Consider the following 26,968-nt stretch of genomic DNA (forward strand, 5'->3'; position numbering starts at 1 on the left):
AATTACCTTAATTATATTCTTATCTTCCTTGTCTTCTATTACTACTCTTATTACTTTTTACCTTAGAACTTTTTCCTTTGAAGTCTCCAAATTTTCCTTTTGATGAAGTTTTACTATTTGCAGACTTTGAATTTGATTTACCATTAGTTTTTGAAGAAGATTTTGACTTAGTTCCTTGTTTTCCTCTACTAGAACTTCCCCTTGCCATTGCTTCTTCCTTCTTAATTTTTGCTAAATATCTATCAGCTTTTGATTTTATTAAACACTTTGGTCCATTTCCTATTAAATCTTCTCTACCAGCTTTAACCAAAGCATCATGAACTAAATTATAGTTCTTCGGATTTTTAAATTGAAGAAGTGCTCTTTGCATAGCTTTTTCTTCTTTCGTCTTAGGAACATAAACTTTTTCCCCAGTTATTGGATTTATTCCTGTATAGAACATAGCTGTAGATAATGTTCCTGGAGTTGGATAAAAATCCTGAACTTGTTCTGGTTGATATTTAGTATCTCTTAAATATTCTGCAAGTTCTATTGCTTCATTTAGACCACTACCTGGATGGCTTGACATTAAATATGGTATTAAGTATTGTTCCTTACCTAATTGTTTATTTATCTTGAAGAATTTTTCTCTAAATCTATCATAGGTATCTCCTGATGGCTTACCCATATATTTTAATGTATTAGCTGCTACATGTTCTGGAGCAACCTTTAATTGACCACTTACATGATGCTCAACTAATTCTCTAAAGAATGTATCATCTTTATCTGCCATTATATAATCATATCTTAATCCTGAACGAACAAAGGCCTTCTTTACTTTAGGAAGTTTCCTTATTTTTCTTAGTACTCCTAAGAATTCACTATGATCTACTATTAAGTTCTTACATGGTTTTGGAGTTAAACATTGTTTACTCTTACATGCTCCTATAGTAAGCTGAGTTTTACATGCTGGCTTTCTAAAATTTGCTGTTGGACCACCAACATCATGTATATACCCTTTAAAGTCTTTTAAATTAGTTATTTCAACTGCTTCATCTAAGATAGATGATTCGCTTCTACTTTGAACAGCCCTTCCTTGATGGAAAGTAATTGCACAGAATGAACAGTTCCCAAAACATCCTCTTGAACTTACTATACTAAATTTAACCTCTTCTAAAGCTGCTATTCCACCAAATTCATCATATATAGGGTGAGATTCCTTTGTGTATGGAAGAGCATAAACTCTATCTAACTCTTCTCTATTAAGAGGCATTTCAGGAGTATTACAAACTACATATCTATCTGCATGCTTTTGAACAAGAACTTTTCCTCTTACAGGATCTTGTTCTTCATATTGTATTTTAAAAGCTTTAGCATATTCCATCTTATCCTTTGTAACATCTTCTTTTGAAGGTAAAATCTTATAATCACCATAAATTTCATCTAAGGAATCTATAGTATATGTAGTACCATTAACGTGCCTTATATATTTTGCTTCAAATCCATCATTTAAAGCATTAGCAACTTCAACTATTTGCTTTTCACTCATTCCATAAATTAAAAGGTCAGCACCACTATCTATTAAAATAGAATTTCTTACATTGTTATCCCAGTAGTCATAATGAGCTAATCTCCTTAAACTTGCTTCTATACCACCTATAACAATATCTATATTTTTATAAGCTTCTCTTATTTTATTACAATAAACTATAGTTGCTCTATCTGGTCTAGCTCCCATTTTTCCACCAGGAGTATAAAGATCTTTTTCTCTTCTTCTCTTGCTTACAGTATAATGGTTAACCATTGGGTCCATATTCCCACCATTAACTAAGAAGGCAAGCCTTGGTCTTCCAAGCTTCATAAAATCATCTGTACTATGCCAATCTGGTTGTGGTATAATACCAACCTTATATCCGGCATCTTCTAAAACTCTTGAAATAATTGCTGTTCCAAAGCTATGATGGTCAATATAGGCATCCCCTGTAACTATAATGAAATCACATTGTTCCCAACCACGCTCTTGCATATCTTCTTTACTTATCGGCAAAAATCTATTATTTGACATTTAAACACCTACTTTATGTTTACTTTTCGCTAATTGATTATAACATTATAAAAGAAATTTATCATTGATTTTTTAAAATTTACATAATGTTACAAAATATATTTTGCTGAAAATTATAATGAGCTCCCCTCTGGAAGCCCACTATACTCTTATTTATTAACTGAAACTTTATCAATTTTATTTAATGATACTTTATTTCTATGATTATACCTAGAATCTTTGTTTATGGCAATTATTAAAACAATTAATGCTACTGCTAATAATAATACCAAGGATTGAATATATGGCATGAAATTATAGCTGCCTTTTTGCCAGAAATCAATAAAGTCGCTTGTCACATAGGTAGTTGGAAATAAATATGCTACCTTCATTAAAGGCTCTGGAAAATCTTTTGCTTGAACTCCAAACATACCACTTAAAATCATTATTCCAAAATATAGAATCATAGTAATTGCATAAGTTGGCCCAAATTTCTTTATAATTAATGAAATGCCATGAGCCAAAACAAAAAATATTGTTGCAAGTAAATATAGTGAACCTATTAAGATTAAAGCTGCTCCTAAGGATGGAACTTGTATATCTAGCACTATAAAGGATATTATTGTGTACATTATTAATGCTATTGTCATAAAAATTAAATATGCAATTATCTTAGATACCACTAAAGTCTCTTCTCTATATCCAAAAAGTCTAAATCTAAGAGGAATATTCTTTTCTATCTCTTGAGAAAAGGTTGCTGAATATCCAATGAAAACTGTAGCTAATGGAATCATCATGCTATTACTTATAAATATATTTGTAATTACTCTTGCTCTTGCTTCTTCTGGAACTTGCCCTCCAATTATGGCTCCTAAGAAAATAGACATAAATATTGGAAACACGACTCCAAAAATCACTGAAAATATATTCCCCACTAAATTTCTCAACTCATACTTTACTAAGTTACTTTTAATTAGTTGTACCTTCACTCTAAGCTACCTCCTTAGTATTTATTTTATTCTTTGCATTAATACTCATTATTTCAATATCTGAGTTACTTCTCTTAAAGCTTATATCATTTTCAATTAAAAGTTTGGTTACTTCTAATTCTTCTTCAATGCTCATACAAGAAACTGCAATTAAATGGTCAGGAGATTTTAGCTTTTTTAAGTTTTTTGTTATTTCTAAGTTCTTATTGTTATTAGCTAAAACTATAATTGATTTACCACAGTACTTTTTAAACAATTCTTCTTTTTCTCCAAAATCTACTACTCTTCCCTTTTCTAATATCAATATCTTATTAGTTAATTGTTCTAATTCCTCATAATAGTGAGAAACTATACATATGGTAGTATTTTTATTTTTATACCATTCTTCAATTTTACTCATTAACTGTTGCCTTGTTTCAAAATCAAGACCTGAAGTAACTTCATCAAAGAAAACAAGTGGTGAATCTTGAATTAATACTAAAATAATAGTAAGCCTTTGCTTTTGTCCCCCAGAAAGTGCACTATATTTTTTATTTAGACAACAATTAAAATCAAAGAAATTAATCAATTCCTGAAGTTTTATATTATTTTTTATCTTTGTGTTTAAAATTCCTTCAATGATATACTTAACTGCCATTGTATCCACATAATTATTAATTTGCATATGTGCTGACATTTCCTCTGGTTTTATCTTTGTATTTATTGAACCATTATATTTAATTAGGCCTAATATTGACTTTACTAAGGTTGTTTTTCCAGCTCCATTTGAACCAATTACTCCTACTCTATCTCCACTTTCAAACTTTATAGGATTTTTAATTAATAAAGCTAACTCTTCTCCGTATTTAACCTCTAAATTATTTATAGTTATCATTATTATTCCTCCCTTTTAACTACCCTCTATAGTCTAATTATAATACCCTCCTATGAATTTCATATGAATATGCTATGGAAATCATCTGTAGCTTTATTCATATATAGCTATCTCTTAAAATAAACTATAGCTTTAACGCCATTATTAATATTGATTATTTCTATCTTATAATCTAAAAGGTTTGAATAGTAATAAGCTATATAAAGACCTAATCCTCTTCCCCTACTTTCTGAATTACTTGATACAAAAGCATCAAATATATTAGGTAAAAGCTCTTCATCTATATGAGCACCATAGTTTATGATTTCTAGATTATCTTCTGATAATATAATGCTTATATCATTATTTTTATTAGTATAATTAATTGCATTAGTAATTAAATTATCTATAATTTTATAAATCAAATGATAATCTGTATCTAAAAGAATATCCTTATCTTCAAAATTTATATTTATAAGCTTTTCCTTTGTTTCTATTTCATGCTCATATAATATTTCATTAATTAATACATTAATATTTATTACCTTCTTATTTATAGTCTTATTATTAAGGTTCAAAATTTCATCTATAATTTTTCTAATAGATAAAAGCTGACCTTTTACCTTAGGTAAATATTCTTTTGTATCTTTAAATTTTCCTACCTCATCTATCATACCTTCTACAAGAAGAAGTGCAGCTGCAACTGGTGTCTTCAATTGATGGGATGATGCTCTTAAAAATATATCTTGTCTATTATTTTCTAATACTAGCAATCTATTCTTCTCTTCTATCTTAATAAAACTTTCATTTAGTTTGCTATATAACTCATTTAAGGTATTTCCTAAAATAGATATTTCATCTTCTCCCTTTATTTCAATAGGAGAGGCATCACTTATATTGTTCTCTTTAATGAATTCCGCATGATTTGCAAGTTTTTTAATTGGAATTATTATCTTTCTAGAAAAGAAATAGGTGAAAACTAATAATATTAAAATCATAACTGAAATTATCATAGGTAAACTTTCTAATACTATGGATCTAACATCTTCAATCTTAGGTGTCATTACAGATAATAAAGATACTATTATCTCTCCCTTATCAATAGTAGTTGCAAAGTATGCTGTAAAATAATTTACTCCATCAAAGCTATTAAACTCATAAATTACAGTATTATCTGAAACAATACTAAGCTTACTTGTACCTTCATCAAATACATTTTTATTATTATTCTCAGTAAACTCAAATTTTATTGGTAATTCATTAACAAAAACTTCCTTATTAAAACTTTTCTTTAAAGTATCAAAAAACCTTTCAAAATAAGTATTATCTTCCTTTAACTCTTCTATATTATTAGAGTAATATCTAAGCTCATCTAATAAATCATTTAAATCATTATTCTTAATAATAATTTTAACTGTACTAAAATTATTGGATGCATATATATAGCTGCCACTAGATGGTATTCTAAGACTAATAGTTGCTGTTGGATTAGGAGAATGTATATTATCATAATTTTTATCTTTTATATACTCCTCATGAATTGCCTTTATAGCTTGATAATTACTTTTGCCTTGATAATCTATATATAAGGAAGGCAACATGATAATAAAATAAATTAATATCAGTGAAAGTATGATTCCTGAAAGTATTGAGCTATAAATAAATGTCTTTTTAGACAAATTCATTGATTATCCTCCTTATTAAACTGATATCCAACTCCAATTACTGTCTTTATATAATTATAAGGAAGCTTTTTTCTTAAATTTTTCACATGAGCATCAATAATTCTATCATTAGAAATATAGTCCTCATTGAATATTTTCATTATTAATTGTTCTCTATTAAAAACTCTATCAGGTTCATTAATTAATGTTTGTAACAATAGAAATTCACTTAGAGTTAAATTTAAGCTTTGTCCCTTATAATAAGCTTGGTAAGTTTTGTCATCTATATAAAATTCAGTATTCTCTTCATATTTTTTCTCAGTAAGACTTCTCCTTAATACAGCTTCAATCCTTTTTAATAGTAATAAAGGTGAAAAAGGCTTAATAACATAATCATCTGTTTTTAAATTAAAAGCCTTAAGCTGAGTTTGTTCATCTCCAAGAGCTGTAAGCATAATAGTAGCTATATCTCTTTTATTTTCATTAATATACTCTAAAACTTCCAATCCAGTAACTTTAGGAACCATTATATCTAAAACAGCTAAGTTAAAATTATAGCTTTTTAGCATTTCAATGGCATCTGCTCCATTAGATACACAAGTAACATCATAACCTTGCATCTTCATATATTCAGTTGTAACTTCAAGTATATTTGGTTCATCTTCCAAAAATAAAATCTTAATCAAATTCTAAAGCCCCCCTTTTAAAAATTAATTCCAAATTTTGTTCATTACTCTTCTTAAATGCTACCATAATTTTTTAACCAATAACATCAATTTATACAATTTTGTGGTATATTGTTTTAAAGTTTATATCTTCTATATGAGACTTTACTTAAATATGATCAGCATAAGATATATCATAATATTAATGTGAATATTTATTACAACTTATATAATAATTACTTATAATAATATTTTTTAATTCTTCTAATAATATAAATGAATATATTTTAGGAGGTACTAATTATGAAAAGTCAAAACAAAAAAGTCCATTCTAAAGATAATTATCTAAAGAATGGATCTAAAACTCAAAATCAATATGCTAATAACCACTATAACTTTACCACAGAAGAACCTGCTCTCAATGAAAGTGGAGTTGACGCAAAGAAAAAGGGATTCTAGGTGCTATGACATAATAAAAATTTAATAATACATAATATAAATTTACAAATCCATAAAAATAGGAGTCACCCAAACACTATTGCTTTGGATGACTCTTTAAAATCAATTTTTACTTTATAATACACTATTAATGCTTGTTAAGTAATCACATATATCATCTAAACTATCATTTTCTACGCGTTTCATTAGTTCAGATCCTATAATAATACCATCTGTCTTACTCTCTGCAATCATTTTAACATCTTGTGGAGTACTTATTCCAAAACCAACTTGAATTAATATATCACTATATTTTTTTATTTTTTCTATTGTTTTTAAATAAGATTTTGGAATTTCGCATTTATTTCCTGTTTTCATAACTCCAGTCATAACGTAAGCAAATACTTTATTATATTTCAATCTTTCCTTTATTTCGTCTTCTGTTAATTTTTCATTATAAATTTGAATTCTATTTACTGTATTATCATTTATAAACGTTTCTGGACATAGTATTCCATCATAATAGTTTTTATAATTATATAAGTTATAAGTTGAAATGCCATCCTTATATGTCATTACTATTAACTTAATCTCCGGCATATTCTCCTTAATATATACAAATATCTCTTTCAAATCATTCTCTGTAAATCCACTATTAGCTACAAGCTTATGTGCATTTGAAATAATTTCTCCATCCATAAAGGGATTTTTACATGGTATCCCTAATTCTAAATAATCTATTTTAGCTTTTTTAATTTCATCTAATACTGCATAAAACTTTTTCTTATTAGGAAAATTAGCTAGTAAATATACAGTAATTAACTTTTTTTTCTTATTCAAAATATACCTCTCTTATAATAAATTCAATATCCATCCAAATAATGGTCCAAAGAAAGCATAATCTGTTTCACAAAGTACCCTCATTACAGGTTCAAATCCTCCAATATATTGAATTAAAAATGCTTGTCCAAAAATTAATATTAGTCCATTCACAAAAGATCCAATAATAGCACCTCTTCTTCCACCTGTTGCATTACCAAATATAGCTGTTATTGCTCCAGTGAAAAATGTTGGTATAAGTGCTGGAAACACAAAAACTGGATAGTTAATAAACCCTAATATACTCATTCCGATTAGCCCTGCAGTTAAACTTGATAAAAAACCAACGATAACTGAAGTAGGATATTTAGGGAATAATAAAGGTATGTCTAAACCTGGCTTTGCATTTGGTACTAATTTGTCTGAAATACCATGAAAAGCTGGTACTATATCTGCCATCATCATTCTAACTCCAGTAATTATTACAGTTATCCATAAACCAAATTGTATTCCATTTAATATTGAGAAAGTAATTATATCTTTACCATTGCTTACATTCTCCATTACAAAGACTGGACCTGCTATTAATGAAACTATCATAAAAACTAATGTCATTACTACAGTTAATGCTATTGTTATTTCTCTTAAAAACTCTAATCCTTTAGGAAGTTTAATCTCCTCAATATCGTTTTCTTTATTACCTAATACTTTTCCTATTCCTGCTGATATTAAACACCCAATAGAACTTGAATGAGCTATTGTAAAACCTTCTCCTCCCTTAACATATTTCATTAATGGATTCATATATGCACAAGTAAATGTCATATATATACCTAGGAGAATTGATCCAATTGCTACTATCATTATCATAGATAAATCTGTCATAGTTCCAAGTATTGCAGAGATAAGTCCCGCATAAAAAAAAGATACATGCGCTGATAAATGTATATATTTGAATCTTGTAAATCTTGCAATAAGTACATTTAAAATAAATCCGAATCCAAAAATTAGTGCCGCTGACGCTCCTATTGAACTCATACTACTTCCCATAGCTACTCCCACATCTACAACTTCAGCTGATTGCCCAAATATATGCTGAAGCATTGACTGCATTGGAGTTAAAGACATTCCCATTGATTGTGCTCCTGTTGTAATAAGAGTAAATCCAACCATGGTCTTAATTGTTGCTGATATCATTGAACTTAGTTTTTTCTTTTGAGCAATCAATCCTACAAGAGTTACTGCTCCGATTAAAAATACTGCTTCATTAAAAACATTAGTTGCTAGATACATAAAAAAATCTTTCATCTCTAGTCCCCCTTAACTTATAATTATAATTCATTAATTGCAGATAATAATTCACTCTTTAAATATGCTTTATCCATTAAATTGTCAATTCTAACTATCTTAGCTGTGCTTTCTCTCAATACATTTGCAAAGTCTGATGTAGTAATAACAATATCATACTCATTTGCATTTACTGACCCTATATCTGAAGCCTCTACTTCTGCCTCAATATTATAAGCTTCAATTATTTGTTGTGTAAAAACTCTAAGCATCATACTACTGCCTACCCCTGCTCCACAAACTGTTACAATTTTTATCATACTTTATACCCCCTTAATTAAATTAATAATTTTATTTGAATCATTCTCACTTAATATGTATTTAACCTTTTCATCATCAGATAAAATTTCCATAAGCTCTGATAAAGCTATTAAATGAGAAGAATGATCGACAGCACATAAACAAATAACTAGGCTTACTGGATCATTTTTAGGATTACCAAAGTTTATAGGTTTTTTCAATGTTATTAAGCTTATCCCTATTTCCTTCACACCTTTTTCTGGCCTAGCATGAGGCATAGCTATTTTAGGTGCTATTACAATATAAGCTCCATTTTCCTCCACATTCTCTATCATTCCCTGTATATATCCTTCTTCAATTTTTCCTGACTTAAATAATAATTCTCCACCTTTTCTAACGGCTTCCCTCCAATCTTTTACTTCTATATTCGTTAAAATTTCATTTTCTGTTATGATCTCTTTTAGCATTGGTTTATATCTCTCCTTTATTATTATTTCATCTTTATAATTTAATAATTTTCTTAAATCACAAATTAATCTTTCTTCATCTTTAATAATGCAACTTTTTCTTATGGTTTCTATAACATTACTTATTTCTCTATCTTCTTCCTCTATTTCTCCAATAGCATCTTTTAACATTTCTATATCTTCGTTTGAAATAATAGGATTAACTACTATTGTCTTTATTTTTGTATTTAACAGAATAGTTGAAATTATTAAATCTACCTTATTCTTAGCTACTACTTTATCTAAATATCTTTTAGAAGTTACACCAACAACGTTAACTTTAAACCTTTTCAAAATAGTTGATAAAATCATTTGTGATGTTCCAATTCCTTCAGAGCATACTATAACTACATTTTTTTTACCTGACTTAATAGTTTTATTTCTCTCCAAAGCTGCAGCAAAATGTATAGTTAAATAGCCTATTTCAGAATCATTAAACTTGCAACTAAAAGAGTTCTCAACTAAATATACATATTTCTTTAATTCTAAAAATATTTTTGTATATTTAGCCTTTATTTCATTTAAAATTGGATTTACTAAAATAATATCATTTTTCATTCTATATATTGCAGGCCTTAAATGATTAACTATTCCTAAAAATAATTGCTTATCATTTAATAAGTCTACTCCTTCTATTAAACTTATAGATTCTATTAAATATTTTACACTTAGATTTATTTCTACCCAATTTTCACTTATTCTCTGATTACAATTTGTTAAACTACTTCCTAGTAATTCAATAGCAATAAATTGAATTTCATCATTATTAATCTTAATTTTGTATTCATCCTCAATTTTTTTACTTAATTTCTTTATAACTCTAAATTCATTTGTTTCTATTATGCTATTATAATTCTTAGTTTCTATTATGGATTTACCTTCTTTTATACGCTTAATTGAATATGATATATTTATTACTAAATTAGTAAACCCTTCATCAGTTAAAACAATCCCTAAATCCTTTTCTACATCTTCTAAGAACATCTTTATTATCTCTAAATTAATTTCTTTGAAAAATTCTTCCACTTCCTTGTAAAGAGAGAAGTTGAATCTAGTATTTTTTCCCATTTGTGGGTTTCTCTCATATTTGCTTATATCTATTGAATTACTTATTACTTCTAATAAGGCTTTTCTTATAAAATACTCTTCGCCTTCCACTACAAAACCTTTTTTAGGAACTACATTTAATTTAATATTTTTCTCTTTAAACCATTTTTTAATATATTTTATATCATTAGATATTGTTGCCCTACTAGTTTGTGTTTTCTCTACCAACCTATCTATCTTTATAAAATCTCTACATTGAAGGATTTCACTTATTATTATATTAATTCTTTCTTCTTTTCCTAATGCATAGAAAGATAAATCTTGATTCCCTATTATTTCAAGTATTTTATTTTTTTTATTTGTATCTTTAACAAATCCTATTCCTAATTTCTGTTTCCTTAACAATACTTCACAACAATTATCATTTAGAAACTCATCTATAGTATCTAAGTCATATCTAATTGTTCTTTGTGAAACATTAAATATGTTACTTAATTTACTTATTGTGATGTACTCTTCACTATTTATGATTGATAATAAAATCTGATTACATCTTTCATTCATAAATATTTCCTCCTTAAATTTATTATAGATTTTTAATTAAATATCTTAAAGTCTAATTGTTTTCAAACTCAATATGGCAATACTATAACATAATAAAACCATTAGTTCATAAATATTACTAAACTAATGGTTTTACATGTTATACTACTATATAAGTTTATTCCACATATTATTGAAGGTCTCATCATCAATTTTAAAAGCAAAGTTTAATCCTGAATAATATATATACCCATCTTTAAATAATCTTATTTCTACTTTTGTTCCATCTTTCATTTTTAAAAATAAGAATTTTTGTCTTTCCTCGTTAGCTTGAAAATATTCTTCTCCACTACTATAATTGCTTTCTTTGTCAAACAATTTCTTTCTTAATTCTTCATCCTCTAAAGAATAGGGTACTCCATTATACATAGCCTCAATAAAATTGATTACTACATTATCTATAACAACTTCTTTTTCATTTATATTTCCGTAATTCCAATTATTAAATGTCTCCCAAGTAACGCTTTCTAACTTATCTTTTATATTCATCTTGCCAAATACATCACTACCATCAGCTAAAATAAAATCATTTAAACATTCCCAAAGATTAACAAACTCACCATATTCATTTTTAGTATGTGTTATTAATCTAAACTCCTCATCATACCCTTTTACTGTATAAACTTCTTCACCCTCTCCAAAGCTTGCAAAATCCTTTAGATTTTCTAAATCTACATATCCTGCTGATGTGCCATTATCTCTAATTTCACCTATTAGGTCCCAGGTAACACCTATTTTTTTATCCATTAAAGCTTTTCCTTCTTCTAATGAAATTTCTGTTCCTGCTACAGTATAAACTCTCCCTTTATATACAAGACTAGCAATTCTACAGGCTTGAATATTAGGATCTATTTTACCAAGTTGTTGCTTAGGTACATATATTCCTTTTTTATAAGTATTATTGACATCATCATTTATTTGATTTTCTTCAATACTATCTTCAACTACTTTGTTATAGTCTTCAGTTATATTATTTGAGAGCTTATCATCATATTTTATTTTTTCTTTAGCAAAAATTAAAAATGAAAAAATTAAAACTGCTGCTATTGAAAATGCCAGTTTATAATTGAGCTTCTTCTTGCTTTTACTATAGTTGTTAATATTATTTGATATACCAGTTAATACTTCTTTTCTTGGCTTAATTTTTTCATTATCTTTTTTATAACTATCTTTAAAATTCAAGGCACTCATCTCCTTTCATTTTTTCCTTAAGCATATTTCTTGCTCTATGAAGCTGAGAACGTACTGTTGACTCTTTTATATTTAAAACCTCTGATATACTAGCTGTTGACATGTCTTCATAATAGAAAAGGTGTATAACAGTTCTATACTTGTTTGGTAAATCCAATACATACTTATATACTTCACTATCTTCCTTTAGTGTTACAACTATATCCTCTTCCAAGGTTGTAGTTCTTTTAAACCAAACTGAAGTTAATAAATTTTTACTCAAATTTATAGTCACTCTTATTAACCAAGCTTTTATATGATCATCACTTTCGAAGTTAACATTACACTTTATAAATTTTATAAAAACATTCTGCATTATATCCTCAGCGTCATGTACACTTTTAGTTCTTGAAAAGGCTAATCTGTAAACCATAGTATTATATTTTTCTAAAACTTCTAAAATAAGTTCTTCCCTAGGTAAAGAAAACTTATCCATCTTTCACCTCATCCCCCTTTCATAACTAATACAAAACAACAACCTAAAATGTTGCATATGAAAAACTATATATTTTAATTTTATGGAACTTTTACACTATACACAAATAAATTTATAAAATAATTTAACATAGAAAAAACTCACCTTAAAGATGAGTTTTTTATTGGCTATCTATATATACTTTATTTAAATAAATCTTTTGAAATTTCTTTAATACTTTTGTTTAGTTTTACAATAAATTTATTATTATTTATGTTATCTAATTTTTTATTATATCTGTTATAGGTATAATAAATACCATTCAGATTATCATTTATTGCCGAACAACAAGCAAAAGCTATTAATTGATATAATTTAGAATTTTCCATATAAAACTCCTAATTTATTATTTATATTATTATATTTAATTAATTCTTTTAGTGTTATTTTTTCTTTCAATATAAAAGTTTTATTTTACAAAAATAGATTATTATAAAGTATTAATTATTCTAACTTTATAATAATCTTCTCTAACTGAATATAATTATATTATTTAACTGTTCATTTGGCATATTCTTATGCCGTAAGAAATAATACAAAGTAAAACAAAAATATAATAGCTCCTACACCAACGCCTAAGAAAATTAAACGCTTTTTCATAATTATTCCTCCTACCTATTTATCTTTAAAAACTATTTCATACTTGTCCAAATCATATACCTTACTAAAAAATCCAGTTAATACTGTTTCAGCATTAGCTCGAGCATTTTCTAACAATCCATTTGCAATGGCATCTTCTTCTGCTTTTTCTTTTAACCCTCTAATTGATTCATTGTTTTCTGTCATAGTAATTTTATTAAAGATACTTTCTTCCTCATGATAAACTTTAAAGGAGTCTAAATCTATTTCACTACTTAGGATTTTTGCCGTTGGAAACTTAACTTCAATTATCTTGTCATTTTCCTCCCATTCAATTTCACTAAAATCAAAACCAGCCTTAATGACTACATCATAGCTATATATATACTTACTTTGTGTAAATGGTATTGAAAATTTAAGCAATTCTCTTGAATTATCTATAGAACTCAGTTCTGTACAATAAGCAGCTTGTGTAGCAAATTCTCCAATATTTTCAAATCCAATTTTTGTAGTCTTATTATTAAAATAAATAGCTGATCTTAATCCAATTAATACAGCTAAAATAACTACTAAAATTAGAATCCCCCATTTTCCTTTTTTGATAAGATACTTCTTAAAAAAACTTGATTTCTTAACCTCTTTTTCTACTATTTCACTTTGTAAACTCATAAAACCTCTCTCCTTAAATTTAATTTCTTCACAATATACAACGTAATTTTTGCGTAATATTATAACTATCTAATTAAAATTTATTTAAAAATATCTATAAATCATACTTTTTATTAAGTAAAATCATTTAGTTATCATTTTACATTTATTCCTTTTAATTCTAAGATAATACAAATAAATATTCAATATATTAATCAAAATTATCCCTTTTATTAATTTAACTCTAAAATAAAAAATAGGTGATTAAAAGGTATTAACTATTCGACCTTTATAATCATCTATTATTAAAAATTTAATTTTCTATAATACTAAAAATTAACTTATTAATTCTTCTCTATCTTCATATGATAAATACATTTTTAATTTTTATTTATAGTCCTCACTTCATTTATATATTCTGTAATTATAGGTAACACTAATATTTTTACATTATACTTATACAATCATTTTCTTTAAATTTAACCTTTTTAATATCTTTAACTAAGTTTAAATCAGAATAAATTTTAGAATCCAAATATATATTTGCAATATCTTTTGAAAATATTTCATTTGTAGGTACTTCATATACATCATCTAATATTTTTATATACTCAAATTTTTTCTTTGCTTTTTTTCAAATTTTATATAAATCCTTGTTTTAAATTAATTATTTTATCCATTGTAACTTTTATTTACTCCTAATAAATAATACTCACTATTTTATTTAATTTATTATACTAACTTAAATAACTATAATATTAAAAATTAACTTATAAAATATAACCTAATTCTTTCCCTATTTCATATTTAACTTCTATACCTAAAGTGTTATCTAAGAACATACTTTTGTTTTTTTATTAAATATAGTACACTATAAGAAATTACAAAAGATAAATGGAGAAAAACTAATGAAAGGTAGAGAACACTTAGCTATTGGAATAACAGCTACAAGTATTATGGGACTAGCTGTCTTTAATTTAGATAAGAATCAAAATTTAAATTATTTTATTCCCCTTATTAGCGGGAGCATCATAGGTTCATATTTACCAGACATAGATGCTGAAAAATCTAAAGCAAGTCAAACTTTTAATAAAGTCTTAGTAATAGCTTTATTATTATTTGCACTAGTCTATAAGCTAAATATAACAAATAGAGTTGTGGAAATATTACCTAAAGTTATTGTACAAAATAAATATAGTTTATATTTTATTATTTTAATGACCTTAGGAAAATTGTCACCACATAGAATGTTCACACATAAATGGTTTGGGACAATGCTTTTTTTCTATACCATATATAATATTGGTATTATATATCTTACATTGGGATTTATTATGGGTTATACTCTACATATTGTTGGGGATAGATTTTCAACTAACGGAAAACATTTAAACTTTTTTGAATTTAAATTACCTTGTATGAATTCTAAGAATAAATTTAGTATCAAATGGTAAATTAGAAATAAAAAATATAAGCTATGGATAAAGTCTTTATCTTACCCATAGCTTATACATTATGCAAAACTTTTATTAGATTTTAGAATTTCAACGTTATTAAAAATACTTCTCATATTATTTAATTTGGAACATCGTACTCATACCAGGAGTTACTTGTGGGAGGCTTTTCATCCCACTTTCTATTTAATAAATTGTTTATTTAAGCATACATTGATTTTAATTTTACTAAAAATTTAAATTCATGATAGATACTCTAACTAATTCTTATAAAATAAATATAGATGATCATAAAGTGTTAAATATTTTTTTCTTTATGATCATCTATGTTTTACATCTATTTAAAAAGCTCCTAGTTATCACTTGAGAATTATAAGTGATTTACACCATACTTTCTCTTATTTGATAAATCAATCGTAACTCTCTCTATTTTCAGCAACTTTATCTAGTGCTATTTCTATTATTTTGCCCTTTCTACAATTAGCTGGTATCCCTTTATAATAACTTTCTAATATAGTCTTCAATATTATAGTAAGCTTTAAATAATCGTTATGATTATCTGGGTTTAAAGTAAACGCTCCTACCCCATTAAATGCATTTTTACAATTAGATTCCTCACAATTAACACAATCACTTTTTTCTCTGTAAACCTTATGTATATCCCCTGGATATAAAACAAATGCCCCTACCACATCTGTAATTGCATCTTTATAAGCATGCATTTTGGTAATATCATCAAAATTGAAACTATTCTCTGATTCTTCATCTTGTATTTGATAGTTAACAATTTTAAATTTAGCATCCAAAATAACTATTTCCTTTAACTCCCCTTTGTTATCAAATATTTCTATTGATATATCAGGGTCATAAGCTTTTGAATAAGATAAGGGATTAGAATAATTCTTATTATAAAAAAGCTTAATCCTTGGCAATAATTTCATTTTATCTTCAAACTCAAAATAATTAGCATTAGTCTTTTTTGCTAATGTTTTATTAAATTCATTTTTATACACTTTAAAAGCTAAATTATTAATGTTTACTTTGTAAATATTACAAAGAACATCAGCTACCATAAAAAAGCAATAGTATTCATACAATAAATCTAAGCTTTTATTTTCAATAATATCTGATAGATCCACATTAATATCACTTATTTTAGGCATTGACTTAATTGTTACATAATAATTATAAAACTGCCTATAACCTTCTCTTCTTTGAAGCACTGTGGAATTAGATGGTATATATGATAAATCTCCTACATTTCTTAGAAAACTATCACTTATTAATGTTTCTAATTCCTTTTTATATAATAATGACTTTTCTATAATACTATAATTTATCATCGCATCCTTTTTATTAATGAATACACCCACAAAGTAATCAATTATTTTAATAATATAGTTAATAAAATATTTGAGAAACCTATTCTCATTAGTGTTAAAAGTATCTTCTATTTCAACTTGTAATACTTTTTTAGGAAGATAATTCTTACCACCTTTGCTTAATTTAGCTGACAACTTATTATTAACTCCTTGAACTTCAATTAATTCATCTAAACCTGAAAAAATATCAACCATAACATCCTCATCTACATATGATAATGAATTTATATCTTCATAATAATAGTTATCATAAATATTTCTATGAGGGTTGTTTCTTATTAACTTAAATAAGGTAAATAGATTAATATTTCTTTGTTTAGTATCAAGCCAATGCATTACCATTATAAAAATATGATACTCTATATCAGTATGTATTTTTTTATCTCTTTCTACACTGCTAAATGTACTTTGGTTAAAGTCAAATGATAAATTTAATATATAACTATTTATCGTGTTAAGCATTTTCTCAAATGTTTCTTCATTTATTTTGTTTGAAACAATAAAAACTGTTAAGTTTTTGAAAAATGACAATCCTGTACAATTCTTAAAAATTAATGTTCCAAACTTATCATTTCCATAAGAACCTCTTTTTAGGAAGTCTTTTTCTTCAAATACAATACTATCATTTAGAGGTTCTACCTTATATGAAGCCCATTCGTTTAAGTATATTATATTAGACTTATCTGCTGAAGAATTCAAACATATATAATCTTTACAATATTCATCATAAGGTAAATATATTTCCTTAGAGTTCTTAAATTTGGCAAGTACTTCTCTTGATATCCCATCAACATATAAAAGAATACCATTTTGTTTAATTGCTATTAACTTTTCATACCCTTTCATATGCATACCTATTCTATATAACTACAGAATCCGTACATTTGAAGATTCTTCATCATTGATAATATTTTTTTTGCACTTCTAGGATACTTAAATTTATTTTTTAATGTTTCAGCATCAAGACTCATTTTTTCATAGTTTGCATCCTCAGACACAATCGATAATAATTTTTCTATATCACCGCTTGCAAAGCTTGACGTATTTTTGAATTCTTTTGGAATTTCCTTTAAACAAACTAATAAAATGTTAAATAAAGGATTCCACAATTTTTCAAATGACCCATGGAATTTGGGTAATATTTTTTGTAGCACCTGTAAATCAACAGCAATTTGTAACTTATGTTCATATGCTGTAAATTTATTAACATTACTAATATACAAACTTATCTCATTCATAGTTCTGTATCCAAAATGCATATTATACACTCTTAAAATATCAAATATCTTAAGGATATCTTTAAATCCATTTGAATATATATTCATAAAATATTTAGCATGTTCTGCATTTGGTATATCTATCTTAAACTCATCAATAATTGTACCATCATTGAAATAAAAATTTTCATCCCAAACATAATTAGAGTTTTCACTTATAATACTCTTAAATTCTTCACTCAACCCTAAAAGATTCTCAAAATCAATATCATTGAATTCAATAACATTAGCTCTATCTAATACTTTAGGACTAAACATATATGTTGTCTCATCAATATTAACTGTTCCTATCGTAAATAGGTTTAAAGGAATTGGCATTTTAGGTGGCACTAAATATGTGTCGCTACTACTATCGTATAACTTGTCACATTTATATTTTTCTTCATTTTTATACGGACAATTAGTTATCGTACAGCTTGTACCACTACATGCTCCAATACATATATCATTATTATGCAATGTTATTAAATCTTGATATATTTCAACTGATGTTCCATTTACTAAATCACTATAGGTTTTCTCTAAACGCTCAATTATAGCTCTGTCTGATACACTAAGACCACTTTTATCTTTTAATCTATAATTCCTACCTTCACCATTTGGAGACTCAAACACCCTATTAGCTAACCTATTATCACCTTGATTTAATTCTGTCCTAAACTGTGGTGTCCAATTCTCATCACTAACGTTACTAAACTGTTCTCTCCACAATTTAGAAAAATTATGTCCCCTATAATCAGCAACTGGTCGGTAAGTATTAGTATTAAAATCTATAGCTGCTAATATTATTGCTTCAGATAGTGAGTCTCCCTGCTTAAAAGTAAAGTTACTTTTCAAAGTGCTATAAATATTAATATCTCTTGTCGTGTTAGTTATACGTAATTGTCTACTTTCAATTAAGCTAAGATAATCAGCAAAATAATGCTCTGTCTTTGCTAAATTCATCTCATCTAATATTAAAAAATACGGATTTTCACCATCACTTAAAGCTCTTATCATTAATTTAATTAAAGGCGTAATATAGTACGTATTATCTAATAAATTATGATATCCAAACAACCCTTTACTATCTTTCCAATTAGGCTTAACTGGGATTAATTCAATTTTTGATTTATTACCTTCAGATATTATATCTGAAAATACTTGTGATAATTTTGATTTACCTGACCCTGATATTCCTGTCAAAATCAAAAAAGGTTTAGTTTTTAAACAATTAAAATAATTAAATATTAGTTCCTTATTAAAGAAGAATTTTTTTGCTTCAAATTCATCAATTATATTTTCTACCTTAATAGCCTTCATATACAGCCCCCCCTCTCATAGTAACTATATCACACTTCAAATATGCTAACAATAATACCGTGTATTTTCATTGATTAATTTATCGAAGTATGTTAAAATATCATACGTTACTAAGATAGACTTGGAGGACTTTTAGATGAATAACAAAAAATTACTAACAACAAAAGAAGTCGCTGTAGCATTAGATGTATCAGAATCTACTATAAGAAGATGGGCAGATTCTGGCTATTTACCTTGCTATAGGGTAGGTGAATCTAAATACAGAAAATTTAATGCTAATGATATTGAAAAAATCAAATCTGAAATTTATTCAAATAGCAGTTCACTTAATAAAGAAGGCGTTTCCAAAGATTCACAAATAATCAAAAATAATATACCACCTTTGCCACATCCATCACATTACTTGATGCATAGGTATTGGGGGCGTAAGGCTCATAATGTTGTAAGTGAATACATAAAAAACTTTACCGATGAAGGTGATATTGTTCTTGATCCCTTTATGGGTAGTGGATTAACAAATGTTGAAAGTTCAAAACTGAATAGAAAATCTATCGGTGTTGATCTTAATCCAATGTCTGTATTTATTGTTAAAAACACTTTGAGCAAGGTAGATTTAAATGCTTTTAAGGAGCATTTTAAAATTATTTATAATACTATGTATGAAGAATTTCATACTCTATATTTCACTAAATGCCCTAACTGTGGTAGCATTTGTCAAGTTGAAATATACGTATGGGAACAAGACTCCTTAGTTAGAGTTAGAGCTAAATGTGGAGAGCACGGCCTATTCATTAAAGATGCAGATGAATTTGATAACCAAAAGGTAAATGAATACATAGAACTTTTTAATAGACTTGAAATGTCTGGTGAATTGGAATATCCTAAAGACCCTATCATGCAATATGTTAAAAGAAGTGGACGTGAGCGTATTGATGAATTATTTACCCAACGTGCTCTGATAATTCTATCTTATCTTAGAAAGCAGATATTAAACATTGAAGATGAAAATATTAAAAATTTATTTCTATTATGTTTTACTTCTATGTTACCTAATGTTTCTAGGATGATTCCTGGAGATATAAAGAATTGTACTTATAAGTCTGGATGGGTAATTAGTAAATTTTGGACTCCAACAGTTCATACCGAAAGAAACATATTTACATGTTTTAATTTACGCTTTAAGACAATTTTAAAAGGGAAACTTGAGTTAAAAGGTATTGATTCAAATTTAGCTACATTCTACAATATGGATTCATCTCATTTAGATAACATTGAATCTAATAGCATTGATTACATATTTACTGATCCACCTTATGGAGAAAGTATAGCATATTTTGCACTAAGCCATTTTTGGAACTGTTGGTTGAATTTCAAAGTCGATTATAAAGATGAAATAATAATTGATTCTTATAGGGATAAGGACTATGCTGATTATGATTTAAGAATTAAAAAGGCTTATAAAGAAATGTATAGAGTATTAAAGCCTAATCATTATATGTCCTTCACTTTTCATAACAGAGACCTAAATATATGGAAATCCATCTTAGAAGGTTGCCTAGATGCTGGATTTGAATTAATGGGAATTGTACTCCAATCTCAAGCGGTCTCTTCAGGTACACAAGGTATTAATAAGAAAAATACTTTAACTGGAGATTTTGTTTACAACTTCAAGAAAGTTGCTCCAAATAAAAACAAACATAGTTATCAATATCTTCCAAACGCTGAGGAATTTATATTGACTACTATACGAGATTTTTTAATTAAAAAGAACGGTGCTACTTCATCTCAGCTTTACGAATATCTCATTCCAATAATAGCCAAAAACCACGCTTACTGTAATAATGACGGCAAAGTTATAAATATAGATAATTTGATAAAGAAAAATTTTGAGTATATAGAAATAACAAATTTAGGGAATAAAGGACTAGGTGAAAATTACAAATGGATAGTAAAATAAATAAAAACAAAAAAAAATATAATGCTTTAGATCTTTTTTGTGGGGCTGGTGGTTTTTCTATTGGAATGGAACAGGCAGGAATAAATGTTGTTGCCTCAATTGAATTTAACCCTCAAATTGCAGAAACTTATAAATATAATAATCCTCAAACACAATTAATTGTAGATGATATAAGATTCATTAAGGCATCAAATGATGATATTGATATCTCGTTACCTGTACATGAACATGGTTTCCAAAATATAAAACAAATATTTGATAAAAAAGCCTTAACTTGTGACATAATTTTTGGTGGTCCACCTTGTCAAGGTTTTAGCATGGCTGGTAGGCGTATTAGATGCAATGCTAGGTTTCTTGAAGATGAACGAAATTATCTCTTTAAAGAATTTATTAGAATGGTAAAATATCTAAAACCTAAAGTCTTTGTTATTGAAAACGTGCCTGGCATTCTAAACTATAATTATGGGGCTGTTAAAAAAGAAATTTATGAAACTTTTTTAAATTTAGGATACGATGTTCATGCGGAAGTTTTATGTGCTGCTGATTATGGTGTTCCACAAATGAGAAAAAGAGCTATCTTTATAGGTAATAATCTTGGAATATGCTCAAAAGATTTTTTTCCACCAGCTACACATTCTAAAGAAAAATATATATCTGTTATGGATGCAATTAGCGATCTTCCAGCATTAAATTCTGGTGAGGGCGTTGATGATATTCCTTATTCTACCAATACAACTTTAACAGATTACCAGAAAAAACTAAAAAATCCACATGGATTAATATATAATCATATAAGTTCTCAGCACAAGCCAGAAACTATAGAACTCTTAAAAATGATAAATGAAGGGCAAACAATGAAAGATTTGCCTGAACAATATAGAACTAAATCAGTCCATAGCGGTGCTTATGGCAGAATGGAAGGAAATTCTCCTGCTTATACTCTTACAACACGTTTAAACACTCCATCAGTAGGAAGAATAACGCACCCTAAACAGCATAGGACAATTACTCCTCGAGAGGCTGCAAGGATTCAATCTTTCCCTGATAGATATAAATTTATTGGTGATATAACTTCACTTGGTATGCAAATTGGTAACGCAGTACCTCCATTTCTTGCCGAAGCTATAGGTAAACACATAGTTAAAATATTAGATGATTATAATTAACATACTTTAAAAGACTCTATATAATTCTGTATAATTATTCTTTTTATTATTTTCATATTACAGGAAATTTTGATTTCCTGTAATATTTTTTTATCAAATACTAATATTAATTTTTATAAAAATATAGATAAAATATTCCACTAGTTTTTAATTTTTTTACTTGCTTGTATATTAAAGCATTTAAATCTAGCTTTTATATAAATATTTTTTTCTGGAGAGAACTGAAATAAGTAGACATTATATCAGTTAGCAGTTTCTATAATATATTTCCCTTATCATTTTTATTTAAGACTATCTATCCCGCTAATTCTATATTAGATTTATGAACTTTTTATAAACATTTTAATCCATACATTCTATTACTCTTTTTTTAACAACTTCATTCTTTAATAAATTAAAATTTCAGCCTCATTTCACAATTTTCAGAATATATTTTAAACCTTACCTAAACATATATAATTTATAATAATTACTACAATTGGACTAATAAAATCTAATATATGTCCAGCATAAAAAAGAAACTGATTTTTTAGTTTCTATACTTCTTCAATAACCATTATATTACTTTCTAGCTATTCTCCATAATTTTGGCATTCTTTTTTCCATTCTCCAGTTTTATCATCCGTATAAGTTGAGTAATCTTCACAGCCACATTTTTCACATTTTATATGCATATCCTCCTTATGTAATAAATTAAATAAAACTCTATTAACTCTTACTTATTTAATTATAAATTAATTAACTTACATCATTAACTGAACTTCTTTTGCTTTAAATACTATAAGTAACTTCTTTATATTAGCTATTACTCTATTTAATAGTTCTGTTTCATACTTTTTATATTCTATTTGTTTTCTTGCTTCTTCTATTAATTCTTCTATTGATTTTTTATTTGTTTTTCTTGCTCTTTTAAATTCTATGATTATTCCTGGTTTATTTATATCTTTTGGTATTAGCATTACATCATATTTTCCGTATCCTGATTCTCTATCTGATAAAACCTAATGTGTTCTATTTAAAGATACTAACATTCCAAGAACAAAGCTATGATCTACCTTTTCTGGATCTTCTCCAGATACATCAAAGTAACTTAATGACTTTTCTACATAATCTATAAATATTTCTTCAAATACTTCATAATCAAAGTTTACTAAAGTTTTGGTATTTCATTTTATTATGATGCTATATAACTTTCACTTTACCAATCTCTAATTATTTTTTCATACATATATTTAACTTCTAAGTTCGGAATCTTTAAACTATAATATATCTCTATATCTTCTCTTCTTTTTCCTACAACTTTTAAATATCCAGCCATTAATAAAAAGCTCCATATATTATCTTCATTAAGTTCTATATCTGCCATTATTATATTTTCATCTATAGAATTCCCACTAAGTAGTTCTTCAAAGAATTTTTTAAGGTTTCACTACCTTTAGCTAAAATTGTTTTTATTATTTTATTTTCTGAAGTATTTACCCAGTAAGGCATAAAGTCGCTATCTTTATCCTTTAAATAAGATAAAACATACCATGGATTATAAATTACTGTACTTCCAAAAATATATCCGTTATACCACCTTTTAAATTCTTCTCTTTGCTCTATTACATTAAAAGCATTTAATATTTTCTCTATTTCCCCATCTGTAAATCCAAAATGTTTTGAATATCGTTCTTTAAGAATAGAATAAACCTGTATATTATTAAGTCCTGAAAATATAAATTCTCTAGCTACTCTTAATATCCCTGTAAGCATAGCTTTTTCTAAATATATATTATCCTTTAAAGTATTAGATAAAAAGTTTCTCATAAAATTAATTGCTTCATCATAAATTCCAGAAAAATAACTATGTTAGATTGGTGTATCATATTTATCTATTTAAAAAATAACTTTTTCCCCATGATATTCATAAAGATATTTACATAAATTTTTCAATGATAATTCTAATTCTGCCATTCTGTAATCACTATTAATTATTTTATTAAAGAAATCTTTAACTTGTTTATCCTTTAAATTACTATAAACTTCCTTATGTTCATTATATATTTCTGTTATAAACCATTTAATTCTTTCAATAAGCGACTTAAATCATTATGTTTTTCGTCTTTAAAAGTTAAATATATAGTTAGATATATTCCTTGTCCTTTCATTATATATTCTTCTTTTTCTATAAGAAGATTATTAAACAGATGTCTTCTATCTTCATCATATTTTTCAACGAAATATCTTATCAAGAGTTTTCCAAAACCTTAGTGATATTGGAATCAAAATCACTTGTGATGGATCTTATAAAAATTCCTTTATTAAAAGAGTTTTATCTACAAAATATCTATCATCTTTAATAATTGTTTTAAATCACTTTGGCCTAAAGCTACCTTTTTCATACTTTACATATTCTTTCTATTTAATAATGTCTTTGTTAATGAACAAAAAATTATTATATCATATTCTATAATATCTATCCTTACCTCATTTTAATTAGTATATTTAAAACTTCTATAGATTTAATCTTATAATATTCAATAAAAAAGGACATCAAAAAAGGTTGTAATTTGCACTACAACCTTCAACAATCTAAAATTATCTTCTATTTTGTTCTTTTTTTGCTCTTCTACAAGATATACATCTTGTTGGTTCATTTGTGAATCCTTTTTCTTTGTAGAATTCTTGTTCTCCTACTGAAAATATGAATTCGCTTCCGCAATCTCTGCATGATAAAGTTTTATCTGACATAAATATTCCTCCTAAAATTAAAGATTCTAAATTGATATATAATCTCTAATTACTGAGAAACTATTTATCCAATCGAAACTTTCTTTGTTAGCTTTTTGCTACTATCTAATAATAACATACTATTATTTATATCGCAAGTAAATTTTCTGAATTTTTTAAATTTATTTTAAACTTATTTTAAAAATCTTTATAATCCTTGTTTTTCAATAGACTTCATTTTCTTGAAGTAATATATTCCAAGAGGAATTGATGCTGAAAGCCAAGCTACTGGATCAGCTAAACATATTCCTGTATAGTCTAAAAATTTTGGTAAAATAAATGCTACTAAACCTCTAGCTATAAGTTCATAAGCTCCTGCCATCATTGGCACAAAGGATTCACCCATACCTTGAAGTGCATTTCTATATATAAATATTAATCCTAAAGGTATAAAGAATATAGCTGAGTAATTAAGACACTCTTGAGCATAAGCTAAAATAGTTGCATTTGGGTTTTCAATAAATAAACCTACAAAGAATTTTCCTCCAAATACTAGGATAAGCCCTGCTATAATACTTGTAATTACAGATATTTCTGTACACTTCTTTACCCCTTCTTTTATACGCTTATAGTTTTTAGCTCCTAAGTTTTGTCCACAGTATGTTGCCATAGTTACACCAAAGGTAATTGCTGGTTGCATAACTATTTGTAAAACTTTTGAAGCTGCTGTATAAGCTGCTATTGCTGTAGAACCAAAAACATTTAAAGCTCCTTGTACTATCATAATTCCAATTGCGGTTATAGAAAATTGTAATGCCATTGGAATACCTATTTTTAAATGCTTTATATATACTCTTTTCTTAACTTTAAAGTCATTTCTTTTTAACCTTAAAATATTATATTTGCTATATGTATAAACTATACATAATATGCCTGAAACCCCTTGAGAGATTATTGTTGCCCAAGCTGCTCCTGCAACTCCCATAGAAAAATTAACTATAAATACTATATCTAAAATTATATTTAATATTGATGCTACTATTAAGAAATACAACGGAGTCTTACTATCTCCTAATGCTCTTAATATTCCTGAAATTATATTATAAACTACAGTTGCTATAGTTCCCGCATAAATAATTACTATATAACTATAGGCATCTACCATTATATTTTCTGGAGTATTCATTAAATGAAGCATAGGTTTAGCTAATAAAACACTTACTATTGTTATTATAGCTGTTGCTATTAAGGATAAAACCAATGCACTTGAAGTTGCTTTTTTTAATCCTTCTTCATCTTTTGCTCCAAACTTTTGAGAAACTAAAACAGAAAAACCACTTGTTAGTCCTACAACAAACCCATTTATTAAAAATGACATTGATCCAGTAGACCCAACTGCTGCTAATGCATCTACTCCTATAAATCTACCAACTATAATAGTATCTACCATACTATAAAATTGTTGAAATATATTCCCTATAAGTAGTGGTATTGAAAATAATAGTATTAATTTAACCGGATTCCCAGTTGTCATATCTTTTGTCATATTTTTTGCCATCACTTAATACTCTCCTATATATTTATTCTCAATT

Annotated in this window: 25 protein-coding genes; 4 read left to right on the forward strand and 21 right to left on the reverse strand. The window is 26.7% G+C overall.

What is annotated here, in order from left to right; all coding sequences use genetic code 11:
* Nucleotides 1-19: 19 nt before the first annotated feature.
* From BN6774_RS14845 to BN6774_RS14865, 5 genes are all read right to left on the reverse strand, one after another.
* Nucleotides 20-2,044 (reverse strand): YgiQ family radical SAM protein, encoded by a 2,025-nt coding sequence (locus BN6774_RS14845; protein WP_066895146.1) that lies wholly within the window; start codon nt 2,042-2,044, stop codon nt 20-22.
* A gap of 149 nt (nt 2,045-2,193) precedes the next feature.
* Nucleotides 2,194-3,012, reverse strand: a complete 819-nt coding sequence (locus BN6774_RS14850) for an ABC transporter permease (RefSeq protein ID WP_066895148.1) — start codon at nt 3,010-3,012, stop codon at nt 2,194-2,196.
* A gap of 1 nt (nt 3,013) precedes the next feature.
* The gene (locus BN6774_RS14855) at nt 3,014-3,886 is read right to left on the reverse strand and encodes an ATP-binding cassette domain-containing protein (protein ID WP_066895150.1); all 873 of its coding nucleotides are present in this window, start codon (nt 3,884-3,886) and stop codon (nt 3,014-3,016) included.
* 107 nt (nt 3,887-3,993) lie between these two features.
* Nucleotides 3,994-5,550 carry a HAMP domain-containing sensor histidine kinase gene (locus tag BN6774_RS14860; protein ID WP_066895152.1) on the reverse strand — a complete coding sequence of 519 codons (1,557 nt, stop codon included), beginning with the start codon at nt 5,548-5,550 and terminating at the stop codon, nt 3,994-3,996.
* Complete coding sequence (locus tag BN6774_RS14865; RefSeq protein ID WP_066895154.1) at nt 5,547-6,215, reverse strand: response regulator transcription factor; 669 nt, start codon at nt 6,213-6,215, stop codon at nt 5,547-5,549. The genes BN6774_RS14860 and BN6774_RS14865 overlap by 4 nt, the downstream gene beginning before the upstream one ends.
* Before the next feature lie 282 nt (nt 6,216-6,497).
* On the opposite strand from BN6774_RS14865, the gene BN6774_RS18665 reads away from it, so the two are divergent.
* Nucleotides 6,498-6,653, forward strand: coding sequence for a hypothetical protein (locus BN6774_RS18665; protein ID WP_167349603.1), 156 nt, complete (start codon nt 6,498-6,500; stop codon nt 6,651-6,653).
* 114 nt (nt 6,654-6,767) lie between these two features.
* On the opposite strand, the gene BN6774_RS14870 is transcribed toward BN6774_RS18665, so the two are convergent.
* The 8 genes from BN6774_RS14870 to BN6774_RS14905 all read right to left on the reverse strand — a co-directional run bounded on the left by BN6774_RS14870 (nt 6,768) and on the right by BN6774_RS14905 (nt 14,147).
* Entirely contained in the window at nt 6,768-7,472 is a 705-nt protein-coding gene (locus BN6774_RS14870; protein WP_066895156.1) for a tryptophan synthase subunit alpha, read from the reverse strand.
* A 12-nt stretch (nt 7,473-7,484) separates the two neighbouring features.
* Complete coding sequence (locus BN6774_RS14875; protein ID WP_066895159.1) at nt 7,485-8,759, reverse strand: PTS ascorbate transporter subunit IIC; 1,275 nt, start codon at nt 8,757-8,759, stop codon at nt 7,485-7,487.
* Nucleotides 8,760-8,782: 23 nt separating this feature from the next.
* Nucleotides 8,783-9,058 carry a PTS sugar transporter subunit IIB gene (locus BN6774_RS14880; protein WP_066895162.1) on the reverse strand — a complete coding sequence of 92 codons (276 nt, stop codon included), beginning with the start codon at nt 9,056-9,058 and terminating at the stop codon, nt 8,783-8,785.
* 3 nt (nt 9,059-9,061) lie between these two features.
* Entirely contained in the window at nt 9,062-11,155 is a 2,094-nt protein-coding gene (locus BN6774_RS14885) for a BglG family transcription antiterminator (protein ID WP_066895164.1), read from the reverse strand.
* Nucleotides 11,156-11,302: 147 nt separating this feature from the next.
* Complete coding sequence (locus BN6774_RS14890) at nt 11,303-12,376, reverse strand: hypothetical protein (protein WP_066895166.1); 1,074 nt, start codon at nt 12,374-12,376, stop codon at nt 11,303-11,305.
* The gene (locus BN6774_RS14895; RefSeq protein WP_066895169.1) at nt 12,366-12,860 is read right to left on the reverse strand and encodes a sigma-70 family RNA polymerase sigma factor; all 495 of its coding nucleotides are present in this window, start codon (nt 12,858-12,860) and stop codon (nt 12,366-12,368) included. Before BN6774_RS14895 ends, BN6774_RS14890 begins: the two co-directional genes overlap by 11 nt.
* Nucleotides 12,861-13,042: 182 nt before the next feature.
* Nucleotides 13,043-13,228, reverse strand: a complete 186-nt coding sequence (locus tag BN6774_RS14900) for a hypothetical protein (protein ID WP_066895171.1) — start codon at nt 13,226-13,228, stop codon at nt 13,043-13,045.
* A 286-nt stretch (nt 13,229-13,514) separates the two neighbouring features.
* Nucleotides 13,515-14,147, reverse strand: coding sequence for a DUF4230 domain-containing protein (locus BN6774_RS14905; RefSeq protein ID WP_066895173.1), 633 nt, complete (start codon nt 14,145-14,147; stop codon nt 13,515-13,517).
* Between the two features lie 887 nt (nt 14,148-15,034).
* Here BN6774_RS14905 and BN6774_RS14910 point away from each other — a divergent pair.
* Nucleotides 15,035-15,580 (forward strand): metal-dependent hydrolase, encoded by a 546-nt coding sequence (locus BN6774_RS14910; protein WP_066895175.1) that lies wholly within the window; start codon nt 15,035-15,037, stop codon nt 15,578-15,580.
* Nucleotides 15,581-15,990: 410 nt separating this feature from the next.
* Here the strand turns inward: BN6774_RS14910 and BN6774_RS14915 are convergent, their stop codons facing one another.
* Together BN6774_RS14915 and BN6774_RS14920 are read right to left on the reverse strand one after the other, a co-directional pair.
* Nucleotides 15,991-17,808 carry a DUF2357 domain-containing protein gene (locus tag BN6774_RS14915; protein WP_066895176.1) on the reverse strand — a complete coding sequence of 606 codons (1,818 nt, stop codon included), beginning with the start codon at nt 17,806-17,808 and terminating at the stop codon, nt 15,991-15,993.
* Between the two features lie 8 nt (nt 17,809-17,816).
* Nucleotides 17,817-19,541 carry an AAA family ATPase gene (locus BN6774_RS14920; protein ID WP_066895178.1) on the reverse strand — a complete coding sequence of 575 codons (1,725 nt, stop codon included), beginning with the start codon at nt 19,539-19,541 and terminating at the stop codon, nt 17,817-17,819.
* 136 nt (nt 19,542-19,677) lie between these two features.
* Here BN6774_RS14920 and BN6774_RS14925 point away from each other — a divergent pair, with 136 nt between their 5' ends.
* Nucleotides 19,678-21,498: a DNA methyltransferase gene (locus tag BN6774_RS14925; protein ID WP_066895180.1), complete on the forward strand. Its 1,821-nt coding sequence runs from the start codon at nt 19,678-19,680 to the stop codon at nt 21,496-21,498.
* On the forward strand, nt 21,483-22,664 hold the full coding sequence (locus BN6774_RS14930) for a DNA cytosine methyltransferase (RefSeq protein ID WP_066895182.1): 1,182 nt from the start codon (nt 21,483-21,485) through the stop codon (nt 22,662-22,664). The genes BN6774_RS14925 and BN6774_RS14930 overlap by 16 nt, the downstream gene beginning before the upstream one ends.
* Nucleotides 22,665-23,407: 743 nt before the next feature.
* On the opposite strand, the gene BN6774_RS18875 is transcribed toward BN6774_RS14930, so the two are convergent.
* From BN6774_RS18875 to BN6774_RS14945, 6 genes are all read right to left on the reverse strand, one after another.
* Nucleotides 23,408-23,623, reverse strand: a complete 216-nt coding sequence (locus BN6774_RS18875; protein ID WP_235829623.1) for a PD-(D/E)XK nuclease domain-containing protein — start codon at nt 23,621-23,623, stop codon at nt 23,408-23,410.
* A gap of 239 nt (nt 23,624-23,862) precedes the next feature.
* Nucleotides 23,863-24,030 (reverse strand): hypothetical protein, encoded by a 168-nt coding sequence (locus BN6774_RS18880; RefSeq protein WP_235829624.1) that lies wholly within the window; start codon nt 24,028-24,030, stop codon nt 23,863-23,865.
* Nucleotides 24,031-24,044: 14 nt separating this feature from the next.
* On the reverse strand, nt 24,045-24,473 hold the full coding sequence (locus BN6774_RS18885) for a P-loop NTPase family protein (RefSeq protein WP_235829625.1): 429 nt from the start codon (nt 24,471-24,473) through the stop codon (nt 24,045-24,047).
* A 242-nt stretch (nt 24,474-24,715) separates the two neighbouring features.
* Nucleotides 24,716-24,898 (reverse strand): AAA family ATPase, encoded by a 183-nt coding sequence (locus BN6774_RS18890; protein ID WP_235829626.1) that lies wholly within the window; start codon nt 24,896-24,898, stop codon nt 24,716-24,718.
* Between the two features lie 346 nt (nt 24,899-25,244).
* Nucleotides 25,245-25,397 carry a zinc-ribbon domain-containing protein gene (locus BN6774_RS14940; RefSeq protein ID WP_066895184.1) on the reverse strand — a complete coding sequence of 51 codons (153 nt, stop codon included), beginning with the start codon at nt 25,395-25,397 and terminating at the stop codon, nt 25,245-25,247.
* 187 nt (nt 25,398-25,584) lie between these two features.
* Entirely contained in the window at nt 25,585-26,922 is a 1,338-nt protein-coding gene (locus BN6774_RS14945; protein ID WP_066896724.1) for an MATE family efflux transporter, read from the reverse strand.
* Nucleotides 26,923-26,968 lie beyond the last annotated feature (46 nt).

Origin of the sequence: Clostridium nigeriense (assembly GCF_900086595.1) — a bacterium.
GTDB lineage: Bacteria > Bacillota > Clostridia > Clostridiales > Clostridiaceae > Clostridium > Clostridium nigeriense.